Origin of the sequence: Brasilonema octagenarum UFV-OR1 (assembly GCF_963888615.1) — a bacterium.
Lineage (GTDB): Bacteria > Cyanobacteriota > Cyanobacteriia > Cyanobacteriales > Nostocaceae > Brasilonema > Brasilonema sennae.
Genome location: NZ_CAWPKW010000144.1, coordinates 61,387 through 84,072 on the forward strand (window position 1 = coordinate 61,387; position 22,686 = coordinate 84,072).

Consider the following 22,686-nt stretch of genomic DNA (forward strand, 5'->3'; position numbering starts at 1 on the left):
TTATTCGTTTTTAGATAAAGTCCAATAAAATGTTTTTCTACAACAAGTCAACTATACTGGAATTCCTGATTTAGCAATTTTTATGGTAGGGATTGGTGAGCGCTATCTAATTATAGACCACATGCATCAAAGATTTTGGTGGGGGGAGAGCAACCCATTACTCATCTTGACGTCGCACTGTCCAACATTACTGACTCAAGCGCGACTGACGGCTCTGTTGTTTATTGTTCAATAAATGGTCTAGCTGATTTCCTTGAAATGCTTATCATTTCTTTATTTTTAGGAATCTAATGCTTGACAATCTTTGCCAGAAAGTAGTCAGAACAATACTACTAGCTCATAATACAAATTTTCACAGGTAATCAGGGTTCTGAGAAACTACTTCAAAAGTCAACATCTAGCGCTCGCTAGATAATGCATCTTCAGAGGAAGACTCCTGGAGATTACAAGACTATATATACATATAGTCTTGTAATCTATAATATTTGGCACTTTTCTAATTGTGAGTCACCAAAATATTAAAAAGTTTTAAATCATTCTCTCGGTAAAATCAAGTCATTCTCTAGGAAGATGGTTCCCAATCATGAAATTTATAATCTAAGAGATAGGAGAACATGTGAAGGAGAAAGTGAACGATATCACTGGCTCTAATTAAGTACTTAAACTTAGACAATAGCAAGAGGATGGATAGTTTTTTCTATGTGGGTGTTAATGCTTGCTGTTGTATAGGTGCTGCGTTTATCGTGGATTTGTTAAGAAGTAGAGCTATCCCAAAGCCAGTAGTTGCAGTTGCAGTTGCTATCAACCTAACGATTTAACCAGTAACTTGAACGGTAACACTAGGGGTTGTCTTGTGAAAAATCTTTAAGCTCTGCTTGTAGAAACGCCTAAAGATTAATAGAGATTTCTAGATTGGCATGTGTACTTAAGTTGTGATCAAGGAGATAACATGTTTAAAAGTGTGGAAATGACGTTGGGTTTGCTGTGGAACCAACTTGGAGCAGTACCAATCCCAGCAAATCCGGAACTTGTAAATCCAGAACAGGCTGCGCTTGTCTTTTCTGATCCTAAATTTTTAGTCGCATTAGTGACTGGTGTATTGATGGCATTTGCCTTTCAATTACTATTAACAAACTTCTCCATAGCTGTGGGAATATCATCTTTAGGAACAGGTGATGGTTCTGATGATTCAGAAGGCTTGGGTGGAACAATTCGTAAAGTTGAAACAGCCGCAGGTCTTTGGGCGGTTGTTACCGCAACCATTGCATTATTCGGTGCTTCTTTTCTAGCAGTCAAACTAAGCTTGGTTGAAAGTGCGCTTATAGGAGGGATAATTGGTGTAGTCATCTGGTCTACCTACTTCTCCTTAATAACTTGGTTTGGTTCAACAGCAGTAGGTTCCTTAATTGGTTCTGTTGTCAGCACTGCGACTTCTGGCTTCCAAGGACTCGTGGGTACAGCAACTACAGCTGTTGGCGCTAATGTTGCTAAAAATCAAATGGTTTCTACTGCTGAGGAAATTACCGCAGCTGTCCGCCGCGAACTCACATCAGGTTTTGATGCTGATAGTATCAAAAACACAGTGCAAAAATCTTTAGCTGGTGTGCAATCACCCCAGTTGGATATCAAAGAAATTCGCTCTCAGTTTGACAAGCTGCTCAAAGACGCAGATTTGGAATCAGTTGCTGATAGTGACTTGCTAAAAAATATCGATCACCAGACTTTTGTCGATTTAATTAGTAGTCGCACAGACTTATCTAAAAAAGACGCCAATCAGCTTGTAGATCAATTGCAAGGTGCTTGGAACCAAGCTGCTCAAGGGCAAAATCCCACAGAACAAGTTATTAATTTACTTAACTCTGCGACTCCGGAACAATTGAAGCCAGAGCAATTAAGTCAACAGCTGCAGCAATTAGCCTCAGTCGCTGGAGGTAAAATTAATCCCAGTGGTGGGATAGTGAAGCAAGCTGTGGAAATTGGTTTGGGTGCGGCTTTACCAGCAGTTTTGAAAAAGGTAGACTTCTCGCAGATAGACATTGAGAAAATTAAACCCCTGCTACAACAAGTAGGAGGAAAAGTTAAGGAAATAGATGTTGATAAAATTACAGCACAACTGCAAAAGCTTAAAGACCAAGCAACAGAGCAAGCTGGTCAGTTGGGTAGTTCTGTAGGTAGTAAATCGCCTTCCTCTCAATCCAACACTATCAAGGCAGATGTAGAAGAATACATACAAAACTCTTTACCTTGGCATTTTAACCCTCTGACAATCAAAGATGAATTCAAACAAGTCATCTTTGACGACAACGCTAACCCCGGAACTGTAAAACGGGAGTTGGAGGAACTCAACTTAGAGTATTTTGCCAACTTGCTATCGCAACGAGAAGACATCAGCGAAGCAAAAGTCAAAGAAATTGCTGAGCAGATGGAAAGCATTCGCACCGAAGTTTTAGAAACTGTTAACCAAGCGGACGCGACAGAAAAATCGCAAAACCTCCGCACTCGCTTAGAAGACTACCTGCGTTCGACTGGTAAAGCAGAACTTAACCCAGAAGGTATTGAGCAAGACTTGACAAAGCTGCTGGAAGATCCAGAAGCTGGTGTTGAAGATTTGAGTCAACGATTTTCAGATATTGACCGTGATAGCTTGGTGAAGCTGCTGGCTGGACGCGAAGATATTAACGAAGAGGAAGCCAATAATATTGTTGGTCAACTCGAACGTACACGTGATAACGTCTTAAATCGGGCAAAAGAACTGCAAGAACAAGCCAAAGCGAAAGCTGATGAACTGCGGCAAAAAGTAGAAGAATATTTGCGCAATACGAACAAAGAAGAACTCAATCCAGAAGGTATCAAGCGTGATTTTGGAACTTTGCTAGAAGATCGCCAAGCCGGATTTGAGGCTTTAAAGGGAAGGTTCTCACAATTTGACCGCGATACTTTAGTAAAATTATTAAGTCAGCGGCAAGATTTGAGCGAAGAACAGATAAACCAAAACATTGACTCTTTACTTGCAGTCCGGGACAATGTTTTGCAAGCACCTCAAAAAGTAGCGGGTAAAGCCAAAGAGCAGTACGAGCAAACTACAACCGCTATTGGTGAGTATCTGCGCAATACGAATCTGGAAGAACTCAATCCTGAAGGAATTCAGCAAGACTTGCAAAAATTACTCGCCGATCCTAAAGATGGTGCGAATGCATTACGCGATCGCCTGTCCCAAGTTGATCGCGAAACCTTAGTCAAACTCCTGACGCAACGAGGAGATTTGAGCGAAGAGCAAGTAAACCGTACTATCGACTCTTTGCAACAAGGAATTGATCAGATTGTCAAAGCGCCGCAACGCTTGGCAAAGCGTACGACTCAAAAGGTTCAGGACTTTGAAGCGAATCTGGAAAACTACCTGCGCAACACCAACAAAGACGAATTAAACCCCGAAGGAATCAAGCGCGATTTGCAATTGCTGCTATCTTCTCCTCGCGCTGGAGTCGGAACTTTAAGCGATCGCCTTGCCAAATTTGACCGTTCGACAATTGTAGCTTTGCTGTCTGGGCGCGAGGATATCTCAGAAGAGGAAGCCAACCGAATTGTAGACCAAATCGAGTCTGTGCGTAACTCTGTGGTTGAACAATATGAGCAAGTTCAGCAAAAAGTACAATCGGTGATTGACGGTGCCACGCTTAAAGTTCGCGACTATCTCAACTCACTCGAACGTCCCGAACTCAACTATGAAAGCATTCAGCAAGATTTTGCCACATTGTTTGACGATCCACAAGCAGGATTTGAGAGTTTGCGCGATCGCCTCGGTCAATTTGATCGTGAAACCCTAGTTGCTGTCTTGAGTTCGCGTGAGGATATTTCCCAAGAGCAAGCAAACCAAATTATCGAGCGAATTGAAGGGACGCGTGATAAGGTGTTACATCAAGCCGAACGCATCCAAAAGGAAACGCAAAAACGTCTCAATGCTGTTAAAGAGCAAGCTCAAAAGCAAGCAGTTGAAACTAAAAAAGCCGTTGCAGGTGCTGCTTGGTGGTTATTTAATACCGCTTTTCTTTCCTTAGTAGCTTCAGCAATAGCTGGAGTGATAGCTGTAAAAGGTCTAAGTTTCTTAGGTTAATTTTTTTACTCGTTCATGGTTATGCCTCTCCCTGGAGAGGCTTTTTTGTTAAAGTGAACAACAAGATTCCCAACTTGTTTTAGAAGTCGGGAATCTGAGGATGCGTAACTTTCATAAATCAGAACGCGACTAATCTTTATGATCAAGCGATTTTTCCGAAAAGCCCTGACATTGTTGTCAGTGTATTACGCTTATACGATTGAGTATCGTGCAGAAGTCATTTTATGGCTACTGTCAAACTCTCTACCAATTATTTTAATGGGAGTGTGGATAGAAGCGGCTCAAGGAGGACGGTTCAATTTGTCACCTGTGGATTTTGCTCGTTACTTTCTTGCAGTTTTCATTGTTAGGCAAATCACAGTAACTTGGGTGGTTTGGCAGTTTGAAGATGAAATAGTACAAGGAAAACTTTCACCGCGCTTGTTACAACCTATTGATCCCGTGTGGCATCATGTTGCTTCCCATATTGCTGAAAGAATGGCTCGTTTCCCTTTTACATTGTTACTGATAGTCGTCTTTTTTCTCCTTTATCCACAAGCTTTTTGGGTGCCAAAAATAGCAAACATTTTACTATTTTTGTTGGCGAGTGTACTTGCTTTTGTTTTACGCTTTATCATGCAATACTCGTTTGCAATGCTTGCTTTTTGGACGGAACGAGCTAGTGCTGTAGAAAATTTTTGGTTTTTGTTTTATTTATTTTTATCTGGAATGATTGCACCTGTAGAGGTCTTTCCTGAATCTGTGCGAGCGATAGTACTTTGGACACCATTTCCTTATATGATTGATTTCCCGGCAAATATTTTGATTGGATCACCCGTAGATTTGACACGGGGATTCTCATTAATAGTAGGTTGGATTTTGGTGTTTTTGGGTTTGAATCGTTTGCTGTGGCGACGGGGATTGAAGCGATATTCGGGAATGGGAGCATAAACAATTCAAAATTCAAAAGGGGAACCCGCCTTGAGCGAAGTGTCCTTTCAAAGGAAAAATTTCAAATATGCCCATAGGGCATACTACTTTGGAATTCGTCAGTTTTTCTTTAGGAGCGATCCACGTGTAGCTATTGCAACCTGTTACGAATGAAAGAAACACCTCCCTTGCTCACTCCCTCCCTCAAGAGATACAAAGGAGCAATGCTTGCGGCTAAGTCCTGCCTTAGCTGGTCCATGTAATTGACTTGTGTTTATCTGGACTTTATCATGAAGGACACAAAGTTTATTTCTGACTTAACTGGGGATCGCTCTGGTATGTCGTTCCCAAAGGAATTCTCACCACCTGCAAGCTTGATATCATTCCACAAGAACAGTCAACAAGGTTTACTATGAAAAAGTATTAACTTTTAAACTTTTTTTCTTTAACTTTTTACCTTGTTTACATGGACTGGCAAGAAATTTCTGGAAACTGGGTACTTGTTCCGCGAAATCCTGTTGGTGTGATTCACTTTCTGGGCGGGGCATTTGTTGCAACAGCACCCCATCTGACGTACCGTTGGTTGCTAGAACAACTGGCAGACAAAGGCTATGTAGTGATCGCGACACCGTTTGTGAACACTTTGGATCATAGTGCGATCGCAAAATCTGTCCTCTTAAACTTTGAACGCGCCCTAGAACGCTTACAGGATAATTCGGCAATACGCAAGCGCTACCTTCCCATTTATGGAATCGGGCATAGCATGGGTTGTAAACTCCACTTGCTTATCGGCAGCCTCTTCAATGTAGAACGCGCTGGCAATATCCTCATATCCTTCAACAATTATGCTGCACGGGATGCCATTCCCTTAATCGAACAGTTTAACTTAGCCGCAGTCGAGTTTACCCCCTCACCGTTAGAAACTAACAAACTCGTCCAAGACAGGTATAACGTTCGTCGTAACTTGCTGATCAAATTTACCAACGACACCCTTGACCAATCAACAGCTTTAACTGAGTTATTAAAACAACGCTTTCCAGAGATGGTGATAGCACAGATGCTAAACGGGACTCACACCACACCCTTAGGGCAAGATATTAAATGGCAAACGGGAGAATCTTTCACACCGTTTGACGCTTTAGGACAGTGGTTTAAGCAACAAGCCTATCGCGATCTGAATCAGCTTAAAAGCATCATCCTCTTTTGGCTAAACCCTCTTTCCAATCCCATTATCAGCTAGGAGATCATCAAACACCCAGAATTTTAGAACAGTCCATACTTTAAATGATTATTGATTAATGACTATTGACTAATGAATAGTGCATTTAAAATTATAGTAATTGATGATGATCCAGCAGTACAGATACTTCTTACAAGGATGCTGGAAAAACAGGGTTATAAAGTCTTGGTAGCCAATAACGGTAAAGATGGAATTACAAAAGCAATAGCTTGTTCTCCAGCGCTGGTTATTTGTGACTGGATTATGCCAGGGTTAAATGGATTAGAAGTTTGTCAGCGAATCAAGACAGATCCTCAATTATCCACCACATTTTTTATTTTATTAACATCTTTAGATTCGGTCGCGGATCGCGTTAAAGGGCTAGATGCAGGTGCTGATGATTTTATCACTAAACCTATTGAACAAAATGAATTGCAAGCGAGGGTAAGAGCGGGATTGCGTCTACACCAACTTAGTAAGGATTTACAAACTCAAAAGCAAATTTTAGAAGCAGAATTGGCAGAAGCTGCAGAATATGTGTGTTCCCTTTTGCCTATGCCAATGACGCATCCTTTGAAAATTAATTACCAATTTATTCCCTCGCGTCAACTGGGTGGTGATTGTTTTGATTACTACTGGCTTGACTCTGATTATCTGGCAATTTACCTGTTAGATACAGCTGGACATGGACTCAGAGCAACTCTTCCTTCTATTTCCGTGCTGAACTTATTGCGATCGCGTGCTCTTGCAGGTCTGAATTATTATCAACCCAGTGATGTTTTGCAAGCGTTGAATAATACTTTTCAAATGAATTATCGAAACGATAAATACTTTACTATTTGGTATGGGGTTTATAACCGGGTTAAGCGCCAGTTAATTTACGCAAGTGCAGGTCATCCACCAGCAGTCTTAGTATCTAGAAATTCCCCAACCAACCCGAAAGTTAAAAGACTGAAAACCCCTGGTATGCCAGTAGGCATGTTCCCAGAGGTAAAATATGTAGATGACTTTTGTCAGATTGAAGAATCCAGTTCTCTTTATATTTTCAGTGATGGTGCTTATGAAATTACCAAATCAGATGGTACTCTTTGGACTTTAGACGCTTTTATTCAGATGCTTGTCACCTCACAGCTTGAATATGAGGGTAAACTGGATCACATTTTAAATGATATCATCTCTTTAAACTCCAAAGAAGCTTTTGATGATGATTTATCTATGATCCAGGTTGAATTTGATTAACTTATTCCAAAACTCACAGCTTGGTTGAATTCTTCTCGATTTGAATAGATTTTAAAGATTTTATCCATACTTGTCAGTTCAAATAATATCCTGACTTGCTCATTAATCGAGCAGATCACAAAATTTTTATCTACAGAGTTTAGAGCTTTAAAAGCTAACACTAAAGCACCCAACCCAGAACTATCCATAAAAGTGACTTCTTTGAAATCAACTAATACTGTTTTAGTGCTACTTTCTTTTTGTAAAATTTCATCAATTTTTTTTCTAAACTCTTGCGATTGAGCCGCATCTAAAATACCACTAAGTTGAACAACTTTTACTTCTTCTACCATCATATGCACACTGTTTTGTATTAAAAAAGACACAATAATGAACTCTACACTGATCGTAATTCATTTCAAAAACACTTGCCACATAAGTATGTATAAATTACGAATAATAAGTCAATCACCAAATCAAAATCTTGACAAGTTCTTGATATTTCATACCTAAATCATTTTTTGACAACACCAATTGCCTCAAGATTTGATATCATCTTTAGCCAAACACCTAGGCTTTTGGTGGAATGGGACTCACCTTGGCTCGATATAGCAGTTTATCAGCTTGATGGTAACCAATGTAACGTACCTTAACCAGTTCACCAACTTGTGCCGTACCTTCTAGAAGTTGGTGTACTTGTGGATCATAGGGTAGTTCTGCTCCTACAGGTGCTATGGCTTCCACCCCCCACTGCTGCAAAAGTCTGTCTAAGGGTTTTTGCACTAACGGTACGATGTTGATCGCGCTTAATTGGGAATTTTCTCGTGCTTTGTGTGCTGCAGTTGGAAATTGCAACAACAAAGATTCCAACAATTGTAAACTAGACTGCTGAAACTCCTGCAGCAATACTTGTCGTTGTTGCTGCATTTGCTGTTGCGATCGCTCGTACTCTTTTTTTAATTCTGCTATTTCTTGTAACAGTTGTTGAGATTCGTTAGTTGATATATCTTTACTTTTTTCTAACTTTTTTTGAGAGAATTTTGTAACTAGCTCATTGAAAGTTATTTGCAGTGCTTGGGCTAACTTGAACAGAACATCCACCCGCATCTGCTCAACTCCCAGCCGCCGTAGCCGCAAAAGCTGATGCTCTGAGACGCCAGCAGTGCGACTCAGAGCTTTGAAACTAGAAATACCCACACGTTGCATCAAGTCATGCAACTGTGAAGTGAAATCGATGTGGGACATCGTCGGCAATGACTAACTGCTGGTTCCTCAGAACTACAGTTTAGTGGTTAGTGGTACTTTTTGACAACCAACAAATAATTCCCATCTATAATTTATTCTTCAAGTAAACTTCTCAGCATCCAAGCATTCTTTTCATGTATTTGCATCCGCTGAGTTAATAAATCAGCACTAGGTTCGTCATGAACCTCGTCTACTATGGGGAAGATAGACCGCGCAGTTCTGACAACGGCTTCTTGTCCTTCCACTAGCAGGCGGATCATTTCCGTAGCTTTGGGAACGCCATCCGTTTCTGAAATAGAAGTAAGTTGGGCAAATTCGCTGTAAGTACCGGGTGCAGGATAGCCCAATGCTCTAATTCGTTCGGCAATTAAATCAACTGCACCTGCTAACTCTGTGTATTGCGTTTCAAACAACAGATGCAGAGTTTGGAACATTGGTCCTGTGACGTTCCAATGAAAGTTATGAGTTTTCAGGTACAGGGTGTAGGTATCAGCCAACACGCGAGACAAACCTTCAGCAATTTTAGCTCTGCTTGCTTCGTCAATGCCGATATTCACTGGGAAAACCCGAGTTTGCATATTTTTCTCCTGTTTAGTTATTGCTAATGATCGCTTATCAAAAACTTGCTCATAACAGCTAATGAAATTCATGCCAAATGCATCTTCAGAACGCTTTTGGGAGCTTTGCGAACTTTGGCTAATATAGTTTCTTTACCCAAACGCTGGCAAGCTTCATAGCGATGGCATCCAGAAAATCCATAATACTGTCCATCGACTTCTAATATATCGATTGGTTCTTGTTGCCCAATGGCAGCAATCGATTCCATCAGAGCTTTTACCTTGTCGGGGTCGTTGGTACGTGGCAAAGGTCGCCGTATCTGATTTAAAGGAATCTCTTGAACTTTAATCATAAATAAGTTTTGTTCATGAGTCGTGTCTTGTGGTTCTTGATATATCATACTCGTTATGAGTATGAGTTGTCTACAACTAAATTGGCAAAACTAATATTAGTTTGCTCAAATAACTTGTGCCAAAAACTACTAAACTACATAGGGAGTCAACCTTGGGTTGAACCTGTGTAAAACTGCGATACTGCCACGAGTCATCGTGGTGCGCACATAGTTGCCTGTAGTTGCCCAGTTTTACATACTTTTGATCAAAGCCCTTCAAGGAACCCCAAAGGAGAAACGAGGGTCTTAATATTCAGGATGCTCCGGTTTAAATTTTTCTCCAAGGATTTTCCGGTTTGGGGGGCTGACAACCAAATAAATCTACCATTCTCCTTCTGATTTCATACTGTTTTTGCGGATCATCCACCCCTAGACAGTTGTAGCGGAAGAACAAAGGTTCTATGAAAATTATCTGGCGTATTTCTTACACCGTACTGACCACATTTTGTTTATTAGGTCTGACAGGAGCCTCTGGTCCTGCTAGCAACACAAAAGATGTGGAAATCAGGATTGGCATAGTGCAACGATTTGGAGATAATTCCACAGAACAGTTAGAATTAGAACCTACCAAAGGCGATCGCTTGAGGCTGAAATTTCAAGATGGTAATCGTCAGGAAACCGTAGTGACCACCAAGCCTGTCAAACTGGAAGTCTTAATGCAAGCAATACCCGTGGCTGTCGTCAACGAAAGGGTTGTGCTAGGGACTTACCGCACCTACGAAACAGCCGAAGACAGCGCGAAACACTGGCGTGAGAAGGGAATAGAGGTAGAAATAGCCCAACCAGAACGCTGGCAAGTTTGGGCAAAGCGCGACGTGTATAACACTCCCTTACTCAGGCGTTTGCTTCTTTCGACTGTAGAATCTGCAGGTGGAAAAACTGCTTTTGTAGATAGCCAAGTTTTACAAAGTGTTCCGCGAGTCACTGGACAATTGAATGGTAAGCGCTACAACTTAGATAATTTGGAAATTAGTAGCGATAAAAATTTGGTTCGCGTCAACGAAACTAAAAAACCAGAAAAAGCACATCTTTACGCTGGACAGATGAAGTTGCAGCCAAATGCTTACGGTTCCTATACTCTCGTGAACAAAGTGCCTTTGGAAACATACTTGCGTGGAGTTGTGCCGTATGAAATTGGTGCTTCGGCTCCAACTGCAGCGATGGAAGCACAAGCGGTTCTTGCCCGGACTTATGCTTTGCGTAATTTACATAGATTTGCAATAGATGGGTATCAATTATGTGCTGATACTCACTGTCAAGTGTATTATGGGTTGAATGGAGTGACACCAAACACAGATCGGGCGATCGCAACAACACGGGGTATGGTTCTCACCTACAAAAACGATCTCGTAGATGCCTTATATTCTTCTACGACTGGTGGCGTCACTGCTTCTTTTAGCGATGTTTGGAATGGTGATGATCGTCCTTATTTGCAACCTATCATAGATGCTCCAAGCGATAATGTATGGAACTTGTCTGGACAGAATTTAGCCGATGAAAACCAATTTCAACGGTTTATCAGTATCAAACAAGGATTTAACGAAAGTCAGAAAGACTTGTTCCGTTGGCGTAAGGAATCTAGCTTGAAAGATATTACCAAGGATTTACAAAAATTTCTGAAAGTGAAAAACAGTCCCTACGCAAAGTTTAAAACTATCAGAGATATGAAAGTCGTAGAGAGAAGCAAGAGCGGACGCATTCTTAAACTTGATGTAAAAACAGAGATTGGCACCTTTTCTTTACATAAAGATGAGGTTCGCAGTGCTTTTGCTGCTCCTGTAAGCACACTGTTTTACTTAAAACCCTTAAATAAAGGTGAATCAGAACTATGGGGATATGCCTTTGTTGGTGGCGGTTTAGGACATGGAGTTGGTTTGAGTCAAGTCGGTGCGATGAATCTCGCTCAGCTAGGTTGGGAGAATCAGAAAATTCTCCAATTCTACTATCCTGGAACTCAAATTCAAATTCTCGGCAACGGGATTTCCGAAAGGAACTGAGTGATTAGTTATACTCAAAATCCTCCTCTTTTACCCTTGCAGGGTAACTGAGGCTTTTTTGTGGAGTAGAGTATAAGACTCATATTTGATTTTTGTGAAAGTGGCTGTGTTCTGCGCTTAAAAACTCACTACATTTGATATTCCCGTTCGGAGGTTCGACGAAGCCTGTTAAGCGTTCCCTTAAATAGTCAAATAATTTACGGATAATTAACAAAGTAAGCTTTGTTATATTTGTCAGTAGCGGATTGCTAGAATTAGGCAAATAAAGCAGGAACGTGGGACACCCGCTGCTCCTGCTTATATAACCTGAATCTAGACTTAATGCCAAAGTAGGTGTTGGAGCAGACACAGCACAAAGCTATTTGTGTTGTTGGTTCTGCTTCTTTTCCTTTTGTGTCTCTACGACATCAAAAACTCTTGCAAGAGGTTAATTTTTGAGAACCCTAACTTTTAATAAAGTTCCTCTTCCTTATGGGTTTCGATGGTGCAGTTAGACTTTGGATAAGCCACACAGGTCAGTACATATCCATTACCAATCTGGTCGTCGTCTAAGAAAGATTGGTCACCTTGGTCAACCTCACCCTCTTTGATCAGACCAGCACAGGTAGAGCAAGCACCAGCGCGGCAAGAGTAGGGCAGGTCAAGACCAGCTTCTTCAGCAGCGTCTAGAATATAAGTATCGTCCTCAACGTCAATTGTTTCGTTCAGGCCTTCAGCTTCGTTGATCAGTGTTACTTTGTAAGTTGCCATTTCGTAATTCTCTGTTTTGCAAATGGACTGTATAAGTTATGCTGAAGCAAAAATTACGGCTTTTCTTATCGGAAGAGCCGCGAATTATAATTAGCTTCACCTTTGATACTACGAGAAAAATAAAAGGATGTAACCAGAAATTGAACTCGATTAGTAATGAAATTTTGCGAGTTAATTATGATAAATTTATCTTATAAAAATCAGCATCAGGTTGCTAGATTGTTAAATAAAGTTACAGAAACTTCTGTTAAAAATCTTAATCATTAATATTGTATAAAAGGCAACGATGCATTTCAGTACTACGTGCAGATGAATTTTACCCGCAAGATCGGTAGCGGATATTTCCGTAGATGCCCTAAAAGACAATGTGGAAGCACAATATTGTTATACTCCCACAATTATTGTCTTTAATCTATTCTGGCTACATCTTTGGTATTAACGAACCAGGTTTGTCTAGAGTTACCTTGGTCAGATACAATTCCATTACCCTCAATGTGCACTTCCAAGTGCTGGTGTTGACCAAACGATATCCCCTTATAATCTTTAATTTCAATCCAGGAAAATGGAATTTTATCATTTGCTTGACGTGTAACCTGTTCCTTGTCCTGAAAAGTGGGGTCTTGCTTAAAAATTGTATTGTTCCTGAGAGTTAAAGTACCTGACATTAATAGATCCTTATTTGATGACGAATAGTTTCTTCTAATGCTTTTATAATTGTGAGTCAAAGCAACTTATGCATTTGCTTACACTCCCAAATTCAGCCACCTATACTCACTACATTCCCTGACGAGTTACGACGCAAACTGTGATACAAAACGCCGACACTTACTAACAGTACCATAAACAAGATCCTCTATTTTTCCCCTACACCCTTACACCCTTACACACGCCCTTCGGGTATGCCTGCGGCACGCCAAGGGCGAACGCCAGTCGCCTAGGTCGGGAAACCCTCCTGCAGCGCTGGTCTCACCAGATACCTAGGCATCTGGCGAACCCGGAGGGTCTTCGTAGGGGCTGTCGAGGGGATGGTGCCAAACTGCGATTTTCAGGCAGTTTTGATATTCTTGATTTTGGCGGATAGAGTTAAGGGCTTTGCTGAGGGCTGAGGGGTTGATGCTAGGGCGAGATTTGTAGTGGTGATCCAACTCCCAAGCAGAATTTAGCCCCAAGATGAGGATGTTTTGTTCTTGGAAGTGGTACAAAATGCCTTGCTCGTCATACTCTAAAGGATAAGGTTGGTGTTTGATGGATTCATAGAATTTGCTGAAGTGGGCAAAGCGCTGTTTATATTTTTCTTCGTCTCGAACTTCGATGTAGTCACCACCATCAATATAGCTTCCTTGTTTGAGTTGACCTTGATAGTTTTTGCGCCTATGTAGAGCCTCAAGTTATGCATCCCCTGGCAGAGCCAGGGAACGAGAAAGCGTTCGCGTGCGTCGCGGTTTGCAGCATCGCCCTACAACTGTCACTTCCTCAGCAATCGTAAACCACTCAGAGTCACCAACACCGTAGAACCCTCATGCCCAATCACCCCAATAGGTAAGTTAATTCCTCCTACAAAATTACCAACCAAAAGCAAAACAATAAAACCCAAAGCAACAGTAATATTTTGCTTGACGATCGCCTGCGCTCTTTTACCCAAACGCATCGCTGCTTCTATTTTCTCCAATCGATCTGCCATCAATATAATATCTGCGGTTTCCAATGCGACATCACTGCCAATCTTGCCCATCGCAATTCCCACAGATGCTTGAGCTAAGGCTGGGGCATCATTGATACCATCTCCCACCATTGCCACAGTTTGATACTCTTTCTGTAAACGACGGATGATATCAAGCTTATCTTCTGGTAAAAGTTCTGCATACACTTGATCAATTCCTACTGCTTGGGCGACGCTGTGAGCAGTGCGATTATTATCGCCTGTTAACATGACAATTTGCTCGACTCCCAGTTTTCTTAAGCGGGCGATCGCTCTTGCTGCTTCTCCTCTGACTTCATCTGCAATGACAATCACACCCAGCACCTGTTCTCCTTGTGCAACCCAAACAACCGTTTTACCCTCCTGTTGTAACAAGTCTGCTGAATCCTTCAATTCACTCGCGTTTAAAACCTCACCCCTGCCCCTCTCCTTACTAAGGAGAGGGGTGCCCGTTAGGGCGGGGTGAGGTAATACACTTGGTAAATGAGTTACATACTGTTGGACAAAATCCGCTTTCCCGACAATAACCTCTTGGTGTCCGTTCATACCCAAAATTCCTTGTCCTGGTATTGCTCGTACTTCAACTGCTCTTGACCAATTCAAATCACGAGCAGCCTGCACAATAGCTTCGCCTATAGGATGTTCGGAAGAAGATTCTACAGAAGCAGCCACCTTCAACACATCTGCTTCTGTATATCCACTAGTAGGAATGACTTGAAAAACTTGCAGTTGTCCTGTTGTTAGGGTACCAGTTTTGTCGAAGGCGATCGCCCGAACTTTACCAATCATTTCCAACTGGGCACCATTCTTGAACAAAATTCCTTGTCTTGCACCCTGAGCAATCCCAGAAAGCAACGTGGGCATAATTGCAGCCATCAGAGCACAGGGAGAAGCAACCACCAAAAAGGTAAGAGCACGATAAATCGTCGTTTCCCAGTCCCAATTCAAGACAAATGGCGGTAAAATTGCCAGCAACAACCCAGCCACCACAATAACCAGCGCATATCTCCGTTCAAATCGCTCAACAAATTGTTGAGAAGGAGGTGCTTCTGTTTGTGCTTGTTCTACCAGACGAATCACACGCTGAAGTAAACTGCTTTCTGGTGGTTGATGCACTCTAAGCTTGAGCGCACCATAGCCGTTGAGTGTACCTGCAAAAACTTCCTCACCCACCGTCTTCTCTATAGGTACGGACTCACCTGTGATAGCAGCTTGGTTAACGGTACTCAAACCAGAAACAATCATTGCGTCGGTGGGAATGAGTTCCCCTGGTTTGACAACAATTTCGTCTCCCACCTTTAGCTGACTGATGGAAATGATTTCCTCCCTTCCAGAACGCAAAACCCGTGCTGTATCTTGTGTCAAGCTCATCAAAGAGCGGATACTGCGCTCGGTTCGTTGCATGGCGTAGCCTTCCAGCGCCCCACTAATCGCAAAGATGAGAATTAAGATTCCCCCATCAAGAATAAGATGGTATTCCCTTTTCCACAAGCCCAAGATCGCAGCACCCAACGCCGCCACAATCATCAGCAAATCTACATCCAGTTCTTTTTCTTTGAAAAGCGTTGTCAGTCCTTCACGGGCGCTTTCATAACCACCAATAACGTAAGCTGCAGGTAATAGTAGCAGCGCCCATCCTAAAAAATTGAGATGTAAGGCGAACCATCCGAAAAACAACAGCACTCCACAAAGGATGGCGGCGAAAGCTTCTGTATGTTCTTTGGTGAATTGAGTTAGACGTTGTGGGTAGAGCATGAGAGTGACATTATCAACACTCTCTCAGGCTAAACCTTGACATTAATGTCAATGTCAAGCGTCACGCACAGAAGTTGTCGCATCTGATGTAAAATCATATTCAGGCGACAATCGCATAAAAAATGAGTCAAAATAACGCGTTAGTCATAGGCATCGACTGTAGCACAACAGCCTGTAAAGCCATTGCATGGAACCAGGAAGGGAAAGCTGTCGCTTTTGGAAAAGCATTTTATCCACTATTACAACCGCAAGCAAATTGGTACGAACAGGATGCGGCACGGTGGTGGCATAGTACCTGCGAGGCTATACAACAATTACTAACTCAAATCAACGTATCACAAGTAGAGGCAGTTTGCATCACTCATCAACGGGAAACTTTTGTGGCAGTAGATAGGGAGGGTAAACCTGTTCGCAATGCGATCGCCTGGATGGATAAACGCAGCCGTAACCAAGTTACTTTCCTAGATGAAAAATTTGGCGGACAATACAACCAAGTTACTGGTAAACCCGTCTCTATGACGCCTTCTTTATCTAAAATCATCTGGTTAACCCAACATGAACCAGAAAATGTTGCCCGCACCTATAAATTTTTAGATGTTCATGGCTTCTTGGTGTATCACCTAACTGGAAATTTTCGTACCAGTTTGGCTTGTGCTGATCCAATGGGAGCAATGAATATGGAAGCTCATTGCTGGGCAACAGATTTACTCACGTCACTCGAATTGCGAGAAGAACAATTTGCTGAATTGGTACCACCAGGAGAAGTTATTGGCTATGTCAACGATACTGGTGCTGTTGCTACAGGATTACCTAAAGGTTTACGAGTCATTGCGGGTGCTGGTGATGGGCAGTGTGCAGGTTTAGGTGCTAATGCTGTGGGCAATAGTCGGGCTTATCTTAATTTAGGTACGGCAATAGCAAGCGGCATAATCAGTAAGGAGTATTTTGTCAATCCGTCATTTCGCACCATGTATGCACCCATTGCAGGTTCTTATTTTCTAGAAACTGTTCTTCTTGGTGGTGTCTTTACTCTTACCTGGTTTGTAGAAAAGTTTGCCAGCGACTTACACAACTGCAATCTTAACCTCAGTCCACTAGAGATACTGGAAACTGCTGCGGCAAAGGTATCTCCTGGCGCTGAAGGATTAATGTTAGTGCCTTACTGGAACAACGTTATGAATCCTTACTGGGATGCTAATGCTACTGGTATCACAATTGGTTGGACAGGTACCCACGGTAAAGAACATTTTTACCGAGCTATCTTAGAAGGTATTGCCTTTGAGCAAAGACTTGTAGGGGATGCAGTCATGTCAGCCACAAACCAACGTTTTAACGAATATGTCGTCATGGGTGGTGGTAGCGCAAGCAATCTTTGGTGTCAGATTTTAGCTGATGTGACTGGTATACCAATAGTGCGTTCTACAACCACAGAAGCGACTTGTTTAGGAGCAGCGATTCTCGCAGCAGTTGCAGTTGGATGGTATCCTGATATTGGTACAGCCGCAAAATGTCTGACTCACACTGCTGAGCGTTTTACGCCTTCTGAGGAAAGGCAGGCTATCTACTCTAAACTTTATAGCGAAGTTTACAAGCCATTATTTCCTAGCATTCAGTCGTTGGTAAACAAGCTCACCGATTTAACAACCACTAAATTATAGTCAAGGAATTTTGACAAAATGGCAAAAATTCTTATTCTGGGTGCAGGTGTTATGGGAACTGCTATCAGCTTCCCTTTAACTGATAACGGACATATTGTTCATCTAGTCGGAACCCATCTGGACAGTGACATTATTTCTAAGCTTCAGGCTGGTTATCCCCATCCTGGATTACGCTTAGAAGTTGCCCAAAGCGTTAAACCCTATACCTATGACAAGTTAGCTGAGGCAATAGAAGGTGTAGATTTAGTTGTCTTAGGAGTTAACTCTCATGGTATCGAGTGGGTAGCACAAGCCCTCAGTTCCGTATTGTCTCCAGAAATTCCCATCCTAGCAGTCACAAAAGGATTAGCAGGAGATGGTGAAAAATTGTCTATTTTGCCAGATGTTCTCCGTGCCGGGTTGCCTGTCAAATATCAAAAGGATGTACAAATAGCTGCTATTGGTGGTCCTTCCATTGCACAAGAATTAGCAGCACGTCGTCATACTTGCGTGGTATTCACTGGTACGAATCAAACTTTACTAGACAAGCTAGGTGGGTTGTTCCGTACAAATTACTATCACGTCTGGACAAGTACCGACATGATTGGTCTGGAAGTGTGTGTCGCCCTCAAAAATGTCTACGCCTTGGCAGTGGGCTTGGTGATAGGATTCTTAGAAAAAGAAGGCAAGGCTGCTAATGGTGCTGATATGCATAATCTAGCCGCTGCAATCTTTGCCCAAGGAATGCAAGAGACAGCTTATTTAGTTGAAAAAATGGGTGGTAAATCCCACAGTGTTTATAGTCTTCCTGGTACTGGTGATTTATACGTAACCTGTCAAGGTGGACGTAATAGCCGTATGGGTAGGCTTTTGGGTTTGGATATGCTCTACAGTCAAGCGAAAGCTGAGTATATGCCAAATGATACCATTGAAGGTGCTTCTTTAGCTTTAGCGATTGGATCAACAGTGGAAGCAATGGTGAAGCGAGGAGATTTAGATCGAGAAGCTTTACCTTTATTGTTTACGATGATTGCAATTGTCTGTGATGATGCACCTGCAAATATTCCTTGGGATAAATTTTTTGCCAGTGCGGCGAAAGAATTTAGGTAGTGGGGTATGACAACACTGACTATCAAAGAATTCACTCAAGCAGTGGGAGGCGGGATGACTCCGCGGATGGTTCGCCATTACCATCAACTGGGGTTACTTCCTCAACCAGTGCGATCGCCCAGTAATTACCGCCTCTACACAGACATTGACGTACTCAGATTACAACGCATCGTCGCACTCAAGCAGCAAGGGTTTCAACTCAACCATATCCGCCAAATACTGGAAGTTGAACCACAAGAAGACACAACTGCTAACTTGATGACGCAACTGCAGCAACAATATCGGGCAGTCATACAGCAAATTTCTCAACTACGGCAAACAGCATCTGCATTAGAAGGGTTACTGGGGCGCGATCGCGATTGTGAAATCATCCAAGCTGAAGTTTTAGCACAACTCAAGCTACTGGAGGTAGATACTCAAACAGGACTCGGCGGACTGGAAAAACTCTGGAATGGGTTGGATGCTCAAGTTCATGCTCATCCAGAAGCTTTTGCAGAATCCTTGGAACGCTTGCTACCTGAGTTTTCTAGCCGTTCTGAAATTGAACAAGACTTGATCTCAAACCTGGTTTTAGCTTGTGGAGATGTTAGTTTAGCGTCGTTTGTGAGATTGAGTGATCAGGCGATCGCCACAAGTCGTCAAGCCCTCAAATCAGGCTGTCAAATAGTTGCGGATATTCCAACGGTAGCTGCTGCGTTGGATACAACTCGGTTAGCTCATTTGGGATGTCCAGTGGAAACGTTGATTGATAACTCTCATATTACGACAGCCACAGAAGCAGAAAAAGCATTTTGGCAGGATCAAAAATGGCAGGAAAAATTACAGCAAGTCTCCCCAGGTTGTGTGTTGGTGATTGGCTATGCTCCTAGTGTGCTGCTTTGTGTATGTAAAGCCATCCAAAACCAAGAAATTCAACCAGCGCTAGTCATTGGTATGCCCATTGGTTTTAGTCACGCCCCCGCTGCTAAGCGACAATTGATGCAATCTAGCGTGCCTTTTATTACAGTTGAAGGAACGTTGGGAGGCGGCTTGTTAGCTGCGACTGTCCTGAATTCTTTGGTAGAGTCACTTATTGAAAAACCTGATTGTCATTGTTACTTACGTCACTCTTAATACTTGTATAGAAAAGTTTCCCCAGCACTGTTTCCGAATTGAACATTTGAGAATAAGATCCAATATCGTTGTGAATCAAAAACTAGGACAAAACAAACTAAACGATGAGATTAGCTGTTTATGGCAAAGGAGGAAGTGGAAAAACCACTATTAGTACCTGCCTTCTGCAATTTCTGAACTATTTCTGTGACTTCCAAGTTTTAGGTATTGATGGCGATCACAATTTGCATCTAGCTGAAGAACTGGGTGCAACGCCCGTCGAAATGCAGCGGGGAGATTTGGGAACTGCACGAGATATTGGTAATGATTTAGATTGGTTGCGTTCTTACTTTGCTGGTACCAATCCGAGAATTACTGCTGATTTACCCATGATAAAAACAACTCCGCCTGGGGAAGGATCGCGTTTGTTGCGGTTAAGAGAACCAGCCGAGTGGCGCGAACGCTATGTCACTCTCATTGATGGAGTTGAATTGATTCGGGTTGGTGATTTTACACAAGACGATTATCGCAAGAAGTGCTTTCATAGCAAAACAGGGGCGATTGAGATTTTCTTAAAGCACGTTTGGGAAGATCACAACGAGGCGATTATTGTTGATATGTCAGCAGGGAAAGATGTTTTCGCTTCACCCTTACCAAGCTTGTTCGACAGAAATATCTATGTTGTCAAACCAACGCGCAAGTCAGTCAGCAATGCAGGAGATTTTCTCGCACACGCCAAAAACTTTGGTCTTGACATGCTAGTCGTGGCGACTGACATCCGTTCCCGTCAGGAAGTCCCAGCAATTGAAAATTATCTCATGCGAACTGTAGATGCAGTCATTCCCCACGACGCATTTTTTGTCCAACGGGACTCATTAGTTCTGTCTCGTCCACCTCATGTGCGCGAAGCCAGCTTCACGGTGTTGGATGCATTCTATAGCCTTACCGATTTATTGCGTCAGCTTCCCTCACATAACTGGGAAAATCTGCTAACTCGAATGCTTTACCATCACGAAGAAACTGCACATGATTGGGCAGGAGTCAACTTTACAGCACAAATTCAACCTGGTTTCAATCCATTTGAGCGCTTTCAAAGCAACAAACTCGCTACAGCTTAACAGTTATCAGTTATCAGTTATCAGTTATCAGTTATCAGTTATCAGGTAGGAAACGGACTCCTCCACTCCTTGTTCACTGTTCACTGTTCCCTGTTAATGGTAGAATAACTCAGAAAAATATAAAAAGGAACTCGTTTAACTGTGATTGGCGTTGCTGTTATTGGCACGGGATTTGGTCAGAAAGTCCATATTCCTGGATTTCTGGCTCATCCTCAGACACAGATCGTTGCTGTATATAACCAAGATTTAAATAAAGCTAAAGCGATCGCACAATCCTACAATATTCCTCACGCCTGCAACACCATCACAGATATCGTTAGGCTGCAAGAAGTCCAAGCAGTAAGCATTTCCACACCGCCATTTTTGCATTACGAAATGGCAAAAGCAGCACTGCAAGCAGGAAAACACGTATTAATCGAAAAACCGACAACTCTAAATGCAGCCGAAGCTAAAGAACTTTACCAGTTAGCCCAAAAAGCAGGTGTGATTGCAGTTGTAGATTTTGAATTTCGGTTTGTACCAGGATGGCAATTATTTTCGGAACTGTTGTCACAAGGTTATGTGGGTTCAAAGCGTTTGATTAGAATTGATTGGCTAGGTTCTTCTCGTGCTGATGCTGGACGCCCTTGGAACTGGTATTCTCGTAAAGACCAAGGAGGCGGTGCATTGGGATCTTTGGGTTCTCACACTTTTGATTATATTCATTGGCTGTTTGGTCCTGTACGCAAGTTAAACGCCCATTTCACTACGGCGATCGCCGAACGACTAGACTCCAACACTGGAAAATTAAAGCCCGTAGAAACCGATGACACCTGTATGCTGATGTTAGAGTTGGCAGATGGGACACCTTGTCAAGTTTCTATCAGTGCTGTGGTTCATGCATCGCGTACTCATTGGATAGAAGTGTATGGCGATCGCGCGACTTTAGTATTAGGAAGTGAAAATCAAAAAGATTACGTACATGGGTTTCGTGTTTTGTCTTCTCAACCAGGTAAAACATTAACTGAAATTGAAATTCCCAATCGATTATTGTTTCCAGAAAATCACTCCGATGGTCGCATTTCTGCGTTTATGAGAGTTGTAGATGAATGGGTGCAAGGAATTGAATCCAAAAAACAAATCGTTCCATCCTTACGAGAAGGGATTTACTCTCAGTTATTAATGGATTTATCCCATGAATCTAATAACAGTTCAAGTTGGGTAAATGTACCAAGCTTGGAAGAATTTCTTGCTTAATAGTAGGGTAATTAACGTTTCATCGTAAACCTTACTTCATGACTTATTAAATAAAAAATTATAAACTAACAGCATGTATACACCATCACGATTTTCAGCTTTCTATCTTTTGGATGGGGTGCGAGAGCTTGTTTGTAGATCAAAATAGAAACGTCACAGGAAACCTGTTTTGGCAAAGACCTTCACCCCGACTTGCTCGGGGTTTTTTATAATTGATAGGATTTAGTCATTCCCGCTATTTTTGAAAATTGAATCCAGTTTTTAGTAAACAATTTCGGCTTTTTTCTTAAACTTTCATCTTGAAAAAAATATGTATATTCAGTTACATATTTACGTTTTACTCCTTTAGGATGGTGTGAAATTGTTTTCTTCAAATGAAAATACAATACAACACTGGAATACGCTGCATAAATAAAAGCACAGCATACCCCGACAAAATCGGGGTTTTTTTTGGATATAGTTGTATTTACACACAACTCATTGAATCACCCTAAATTTTGGCAAAACCGCCCTGTCGGGCACCCCTCTCCTTTATAAGGAGAGGGGCAGGGGTGAGGTAATTTCTACGGTGTATACACAACTCATCGAATCACCCTAAATTTTGGCAAAACCGCCCTGTCGGGCACCCCTCTCCTTTATAA

General features: G+C 42.1%; 18 protein-coding genes. 10 read left to right on the plus strand and 8 right to left on the minus strand.

Translation table 11 applies throughout. The features are described 5' to 3' along the window. The first annotated feature begins 949 nt into the window (after positions 1-949). The 4 genes from AC5590_RS09965 to AC5590_RS09980 all read left to right on the plus strand — a co-directional run bounded on the left by AC5590_RS09965 (position 950) and on the right by AC5590_RS09980 (position 7,478). Positions 950-4,111, plus strand: coding sequence for an MFS transporter (locus tag AC5590_RS09965; protein ID WP_169263780.1), 3,162 nt, complete (start codon positions 950-952; stop codon positions 4,109-4,111). A gap of 141 nt (positions 4,112-4,252) precedes the next feature. Then, positions 4,253-5,041, plus strand: coding sequence for an ABC-2 family transporter protein (locus AC5590_RS09970; protein ID WP_169263798.1), 789 nt, complete (start codon positions 4,253-4,255; stop codon positions 5,039-5,041). Positions 5,042-5,486: 445 nt separating this feature from the next. Beyond that, the gene (locus AC5590_RS09975; protein WP_169263781.1) at positions 5,487-6,260 is read left to right on the plus strand and encodes a DUF1350 family protein; all 774 of its coding nucleotides are present in this window, start codon (positions 5,487-5,489) and stop codon (positions 6,258-6,260) included. Positions 6,261-6,332: 72 nt separating this feature from the next. After that, positions 6,333-7,478 carry a SpoIIE family protein phosphatase gene (locus tag AC5590_RS09980; RefSeq protein ID WP_169263782.1) on the plus strand — a complete coding sequence of 382 codons (1,146 nt, stop codon included), beginning with the start codon at positions 6,333-6,335 and terminating at the stop codon, positions 7,476-7,478. Here AC5590_RS09980 and AC5590_RS09985 read toward each other — a convergent pair. From AC5590_RS09985 to AC5590_RS10000, 4 genes are all read right to left on the minus strand, one after another. Further along, positions 7,475-7,810, minus strand: a complete 336-nt coding sequence (locus AC5590_RS09985) for an STAS domain-containing protein (protein WP_169263799.1) — start codon at positions 7,808-7,810, stop codon at positions 7,475-7,477. The two genes, AC5590_RS09980 and AC5590_RS09985, sit on opposite strands and share 4 nt — an antisense overlap. A 217-nt stretch (positions 7,811-8,027) precedes the next feature. Beyond that, positions 8,028-8,702 carry a nucleotide exchange factor GrpE gene (grpE, locus tag AC5590_RS09990; protein WP_169263783.1) on the minus strand — a complete coding sequence of 225 codons (675 nt, stop codon included), beginning with the start codon at positions 8,700-8,702 and terminating at the stop codon, positions 8,028-8,030. Between the two features lie 92 nt (positions 8,703-8,794). Then, a complete protein-coding gene (locus AC5590_RS09995) occupies positions 8,795-9,280 on the minus strand; it encodes a Dps family protein (RefSeq protein WP_169263784.1) in 486 nt (161 codons plus the stop codon). A gap of 68 nt (positions 9,281-9,348) precedes the next feature. Next, positions 9,349-9,612: a ParB N-terminal domain-containing protein gene (locus tag AC5590_RS10000; RefSeq protein ID WP_169263800.1), complete on the minus strand. Its 264-nt coding sequence runs from the start codon at positions 9,610-9,612 to the stop codon at positions 9,349-9,351. A gap of 440 nt (positions 9,613-10,052) precedes the next feature. Between AC5590_RS10000 and AC5590_RS10005 the strand changes: the two genes are divergently transcribed. Next, positions 10,053-11,648, plus strand: coding sequence for a SpoIID/LytB domain-containing protein (locus AC5590_RS10005; protein WP_169263785.1), 1,596 nt, complete (start codon positions 10,053-10,055; stop codon positions 11,646-11,648). 450 nt (positions 11,649-12,098) lie between these two features. Here AC5590_RS10005 and AC5590_RS10010 read toward each other — a convergent pair whose 3' ends face one another. The 4 genes from AC5590_RS10010 to AC5590_RS10025 all read right to left on the minus strand — a co-directional run bounded on the left by AC5590_RS10010 (position 12,099) and on the right by AC5590_RS10025 (position 15,852). Then, positions 12,099-12,398, minus strand: coding sequence for a ferredoxin (locus AC5590_RS10010; RefSeq protein WP_169263786.1), 300 nt, complete (start codon positions 12,396-12,398; stop codon positions 12,099-12,101). 407 nt (positions 12,399-12,805) lie between these two features. Then, entirely contained in the window at positions 12,806-13,063 is a 258-nt protein-coding gene (locus tag AC5590_RS10015; RefSeq protein ID WP_169263787.1) for a hypothetical protein, read from the minus strand. A 312-nt stretch (positions 13,064-13,375) separates the two neighbouring features. Next, entirely contained in the window at positions 13,376-13,600 is a 225-nt protein-coding gene (locus AC5590_RS10020) for a hypothetical protein (RefSeq protein ID WP_169263788.1), read from the minus strand. Between the two features lie 263 nt (positions 13,601-13,863). Then, entirely contained in the window at positions 13,864-15,852 is a 1,989-nt protein-coding gene (locus AC5590_RS10025; protein ID WP_169263789.1) for a heavy metal translocating P-type ATPase, read from the minus strand. Positions 15,853-15,974: 122 nt separating this feature from the next. Here AC5590_RS10025 and AC5590_RS10030 point away from each other — a divergent pair, with 122 nt between their 5' ends. The 5 genes from AC5590_RS10030 to AC5590_RS10050 all read left to right on the plus strand — a co-directional run bounded on the left by AC5590_RS10030 (position 15,975) and on the right by AC5590_RS10050 (position 22,045). Further along, on the plus strand, positions 15,975-17,510 hold the full coding sequence (locus tag AC5590_RS10030; protein ID WP_169263790.1) for an FGGY-family carbohydrate kinase: 1,536 nt from the start codon (positions 15,975-15,977) through the stop codon (positions 17,508-17,510). Between the two features lie 18 nt (positions 17,511-17,528). Next, on the plus strand, positions 17,529-18,599 hold the full coding sequence (locus AC5590_RS10035; RefSeq protein WP_169263791.1) for an NAD(P)H-dependent glycerol-3-phosphate dehydrogenase: 1,071 nt from the start codon (positions 17,529-17,531) through the stop codon (positions 18,597-18,599). Between the two features lie 6 nt (positions 18,600-18,605). Further along, the gene (locus tag AC5590_RS10040) at positions 18,606-19,712 is read left to right on the plus strand and encodes a precorrin-8X methylmutase (protein ID WP_169263792.1); all 1,107 of its coding nucleotides are present in this window, start codon (positions 18,606-18,608) and stop codon (positions 19,710-19,712) included. Positions 19,713-19,816: 104 nt separating this feature from the next. After that, on the plus strand, positions 19,817-20,809 hold the full coding sequence (locus AC5590_RS10045) for a nucleotide-binding protein (protein WP_169263793.1): 993 nt from the start codon (positions 19,817-19,819) through the stop codon (positions 20,807-20,809). A 141-nt stretch (positions 20,810-20,950) separates the two neighbouring features. Further along, positions 20,951-22,045, plus strand: a complete 1,095-nt coding sequence (locus AC5590_RS10050; protein ID WP_169263794.1) for a Gfo/Idh/MocA family oxidoreductase — start codon at positions 20,951-20,953, stop codon at positions 22,043-22,045. Positions 22,046-22,686 lie beyond the last annotated feature (641 nt).

What these genes read in the sequence shown, in the direction of transcription:
- AC5590_RS09980 (WP_169263782.1), top strand. Translation starts at nt 6,333, where the DNA reads ATGAATAGTGCATTTAAAATTATAGTAATTGATGATGATCCAGCAGTA.
- AC5590_RS10030 (WP_169263790.1), top strand. Translation starts at nt 15,975, where the DNA reads ATGAGTCAAAATAACGCGTTAGTCATAGGCATCGACTGTAGCACAACA.
- AC5590_RS10000 (WP_169263800.1), bottom strand. Translation starts at nt 9,612, where the DNA reads ATGATTAAAGTTCAAGAGATTCCTTTAAATCAGATACGGCGACCTTTG.
- grpE (WP_169263783.1), bottom strand. Translation starts at nt 8,702, where the DNA reads ATGTCCCACATCGATTTCACTTCACAGTTGCATGACTTGATGCAACGT.
- AC5590_RS10035 (WP_169263791.1), top strand. Translation starts at nt 17,529, where the DNA reads ATGGCAAAAATTCTTATTCTGGGTGCAGGTGTTATGGGAACTGCTATC.
- AC5590_RS09995 (WP_169263784.1), bottom strand. Translation starts at nt 9,280, where the DNA reads ATGCAAACTCGGGTTTTCCCAGTGAATATCGGCATTGACGAAGCAAGC.
- AC5590_RS10025 (WP_169263789.1), bottom strand. Translation starts at nt 15,852, where the DNA reads ATGCTCTACCCACAACGTCTAACTCAATTCACCAAAGAACATACAGAA.
- AC5590_RS10005 (WP_169263785.1), top strand. Translation starts at nt 10,053, where the DNA reads ATGAAAATTATCTGGCGTATTTCTTACACCGTACTGACCACATTTTGT.
- AC5590_RS10010 (WP_169263786.1), bottom strand. Translation starts at nt 12,398, where the DNA reads ATGGCAACTTACAAAGTAACACTGATCAACGAAGCTGAAGGCCTGAAC.
- AC5590_RS09985 (WP_169263799.1), bottom strand. Translation starts at nt 7,810, where the DNA reads ATGGTAGAAGAAGTAAAAGTTGTTCAACTTAGTGGTATTTTAGATGCG.
- AC5590_RS09965 (WP_169263780.1), top strand. Translation starts at nt 950, where the DNA reads ATGTTTAAAAGTGTGGAAATGACGTTGGGTTTGCTGTGGAACCAACTT.
- AC5590_RS10040 (WP_169263792.1), top strand. Translation starts at nt 18,606, where the DNA reads ATGACAACACTGACTATCAAAGAATTCACTCAAGCAGTGGGAGGCGGG.
- AC5590_RS10045 (WP_169263793.1), top strand. Translation starts at nt 19,817, where the DNA reads ATGAGATTAGCTGTTTATGGCAAAGGAGGAAGTGGAAAAACCACTATT.
- AC5590_RS09975 (WP_169263781.1), top strand. Translation starts at nt 5,487, where the DNA reads ATGGACTGGCAAGAAATTTCTGGAAACTGGGTACTTGTTCCGCGAAAT.
- AC5590_RS10015 (WP_169263787.1), bottom strand. Translation starts at nt 13,063, where the DNA reads ATGTCAGGTACTTTAACTCTCAGGAACAATACAATTTTTAAGCAAGAC.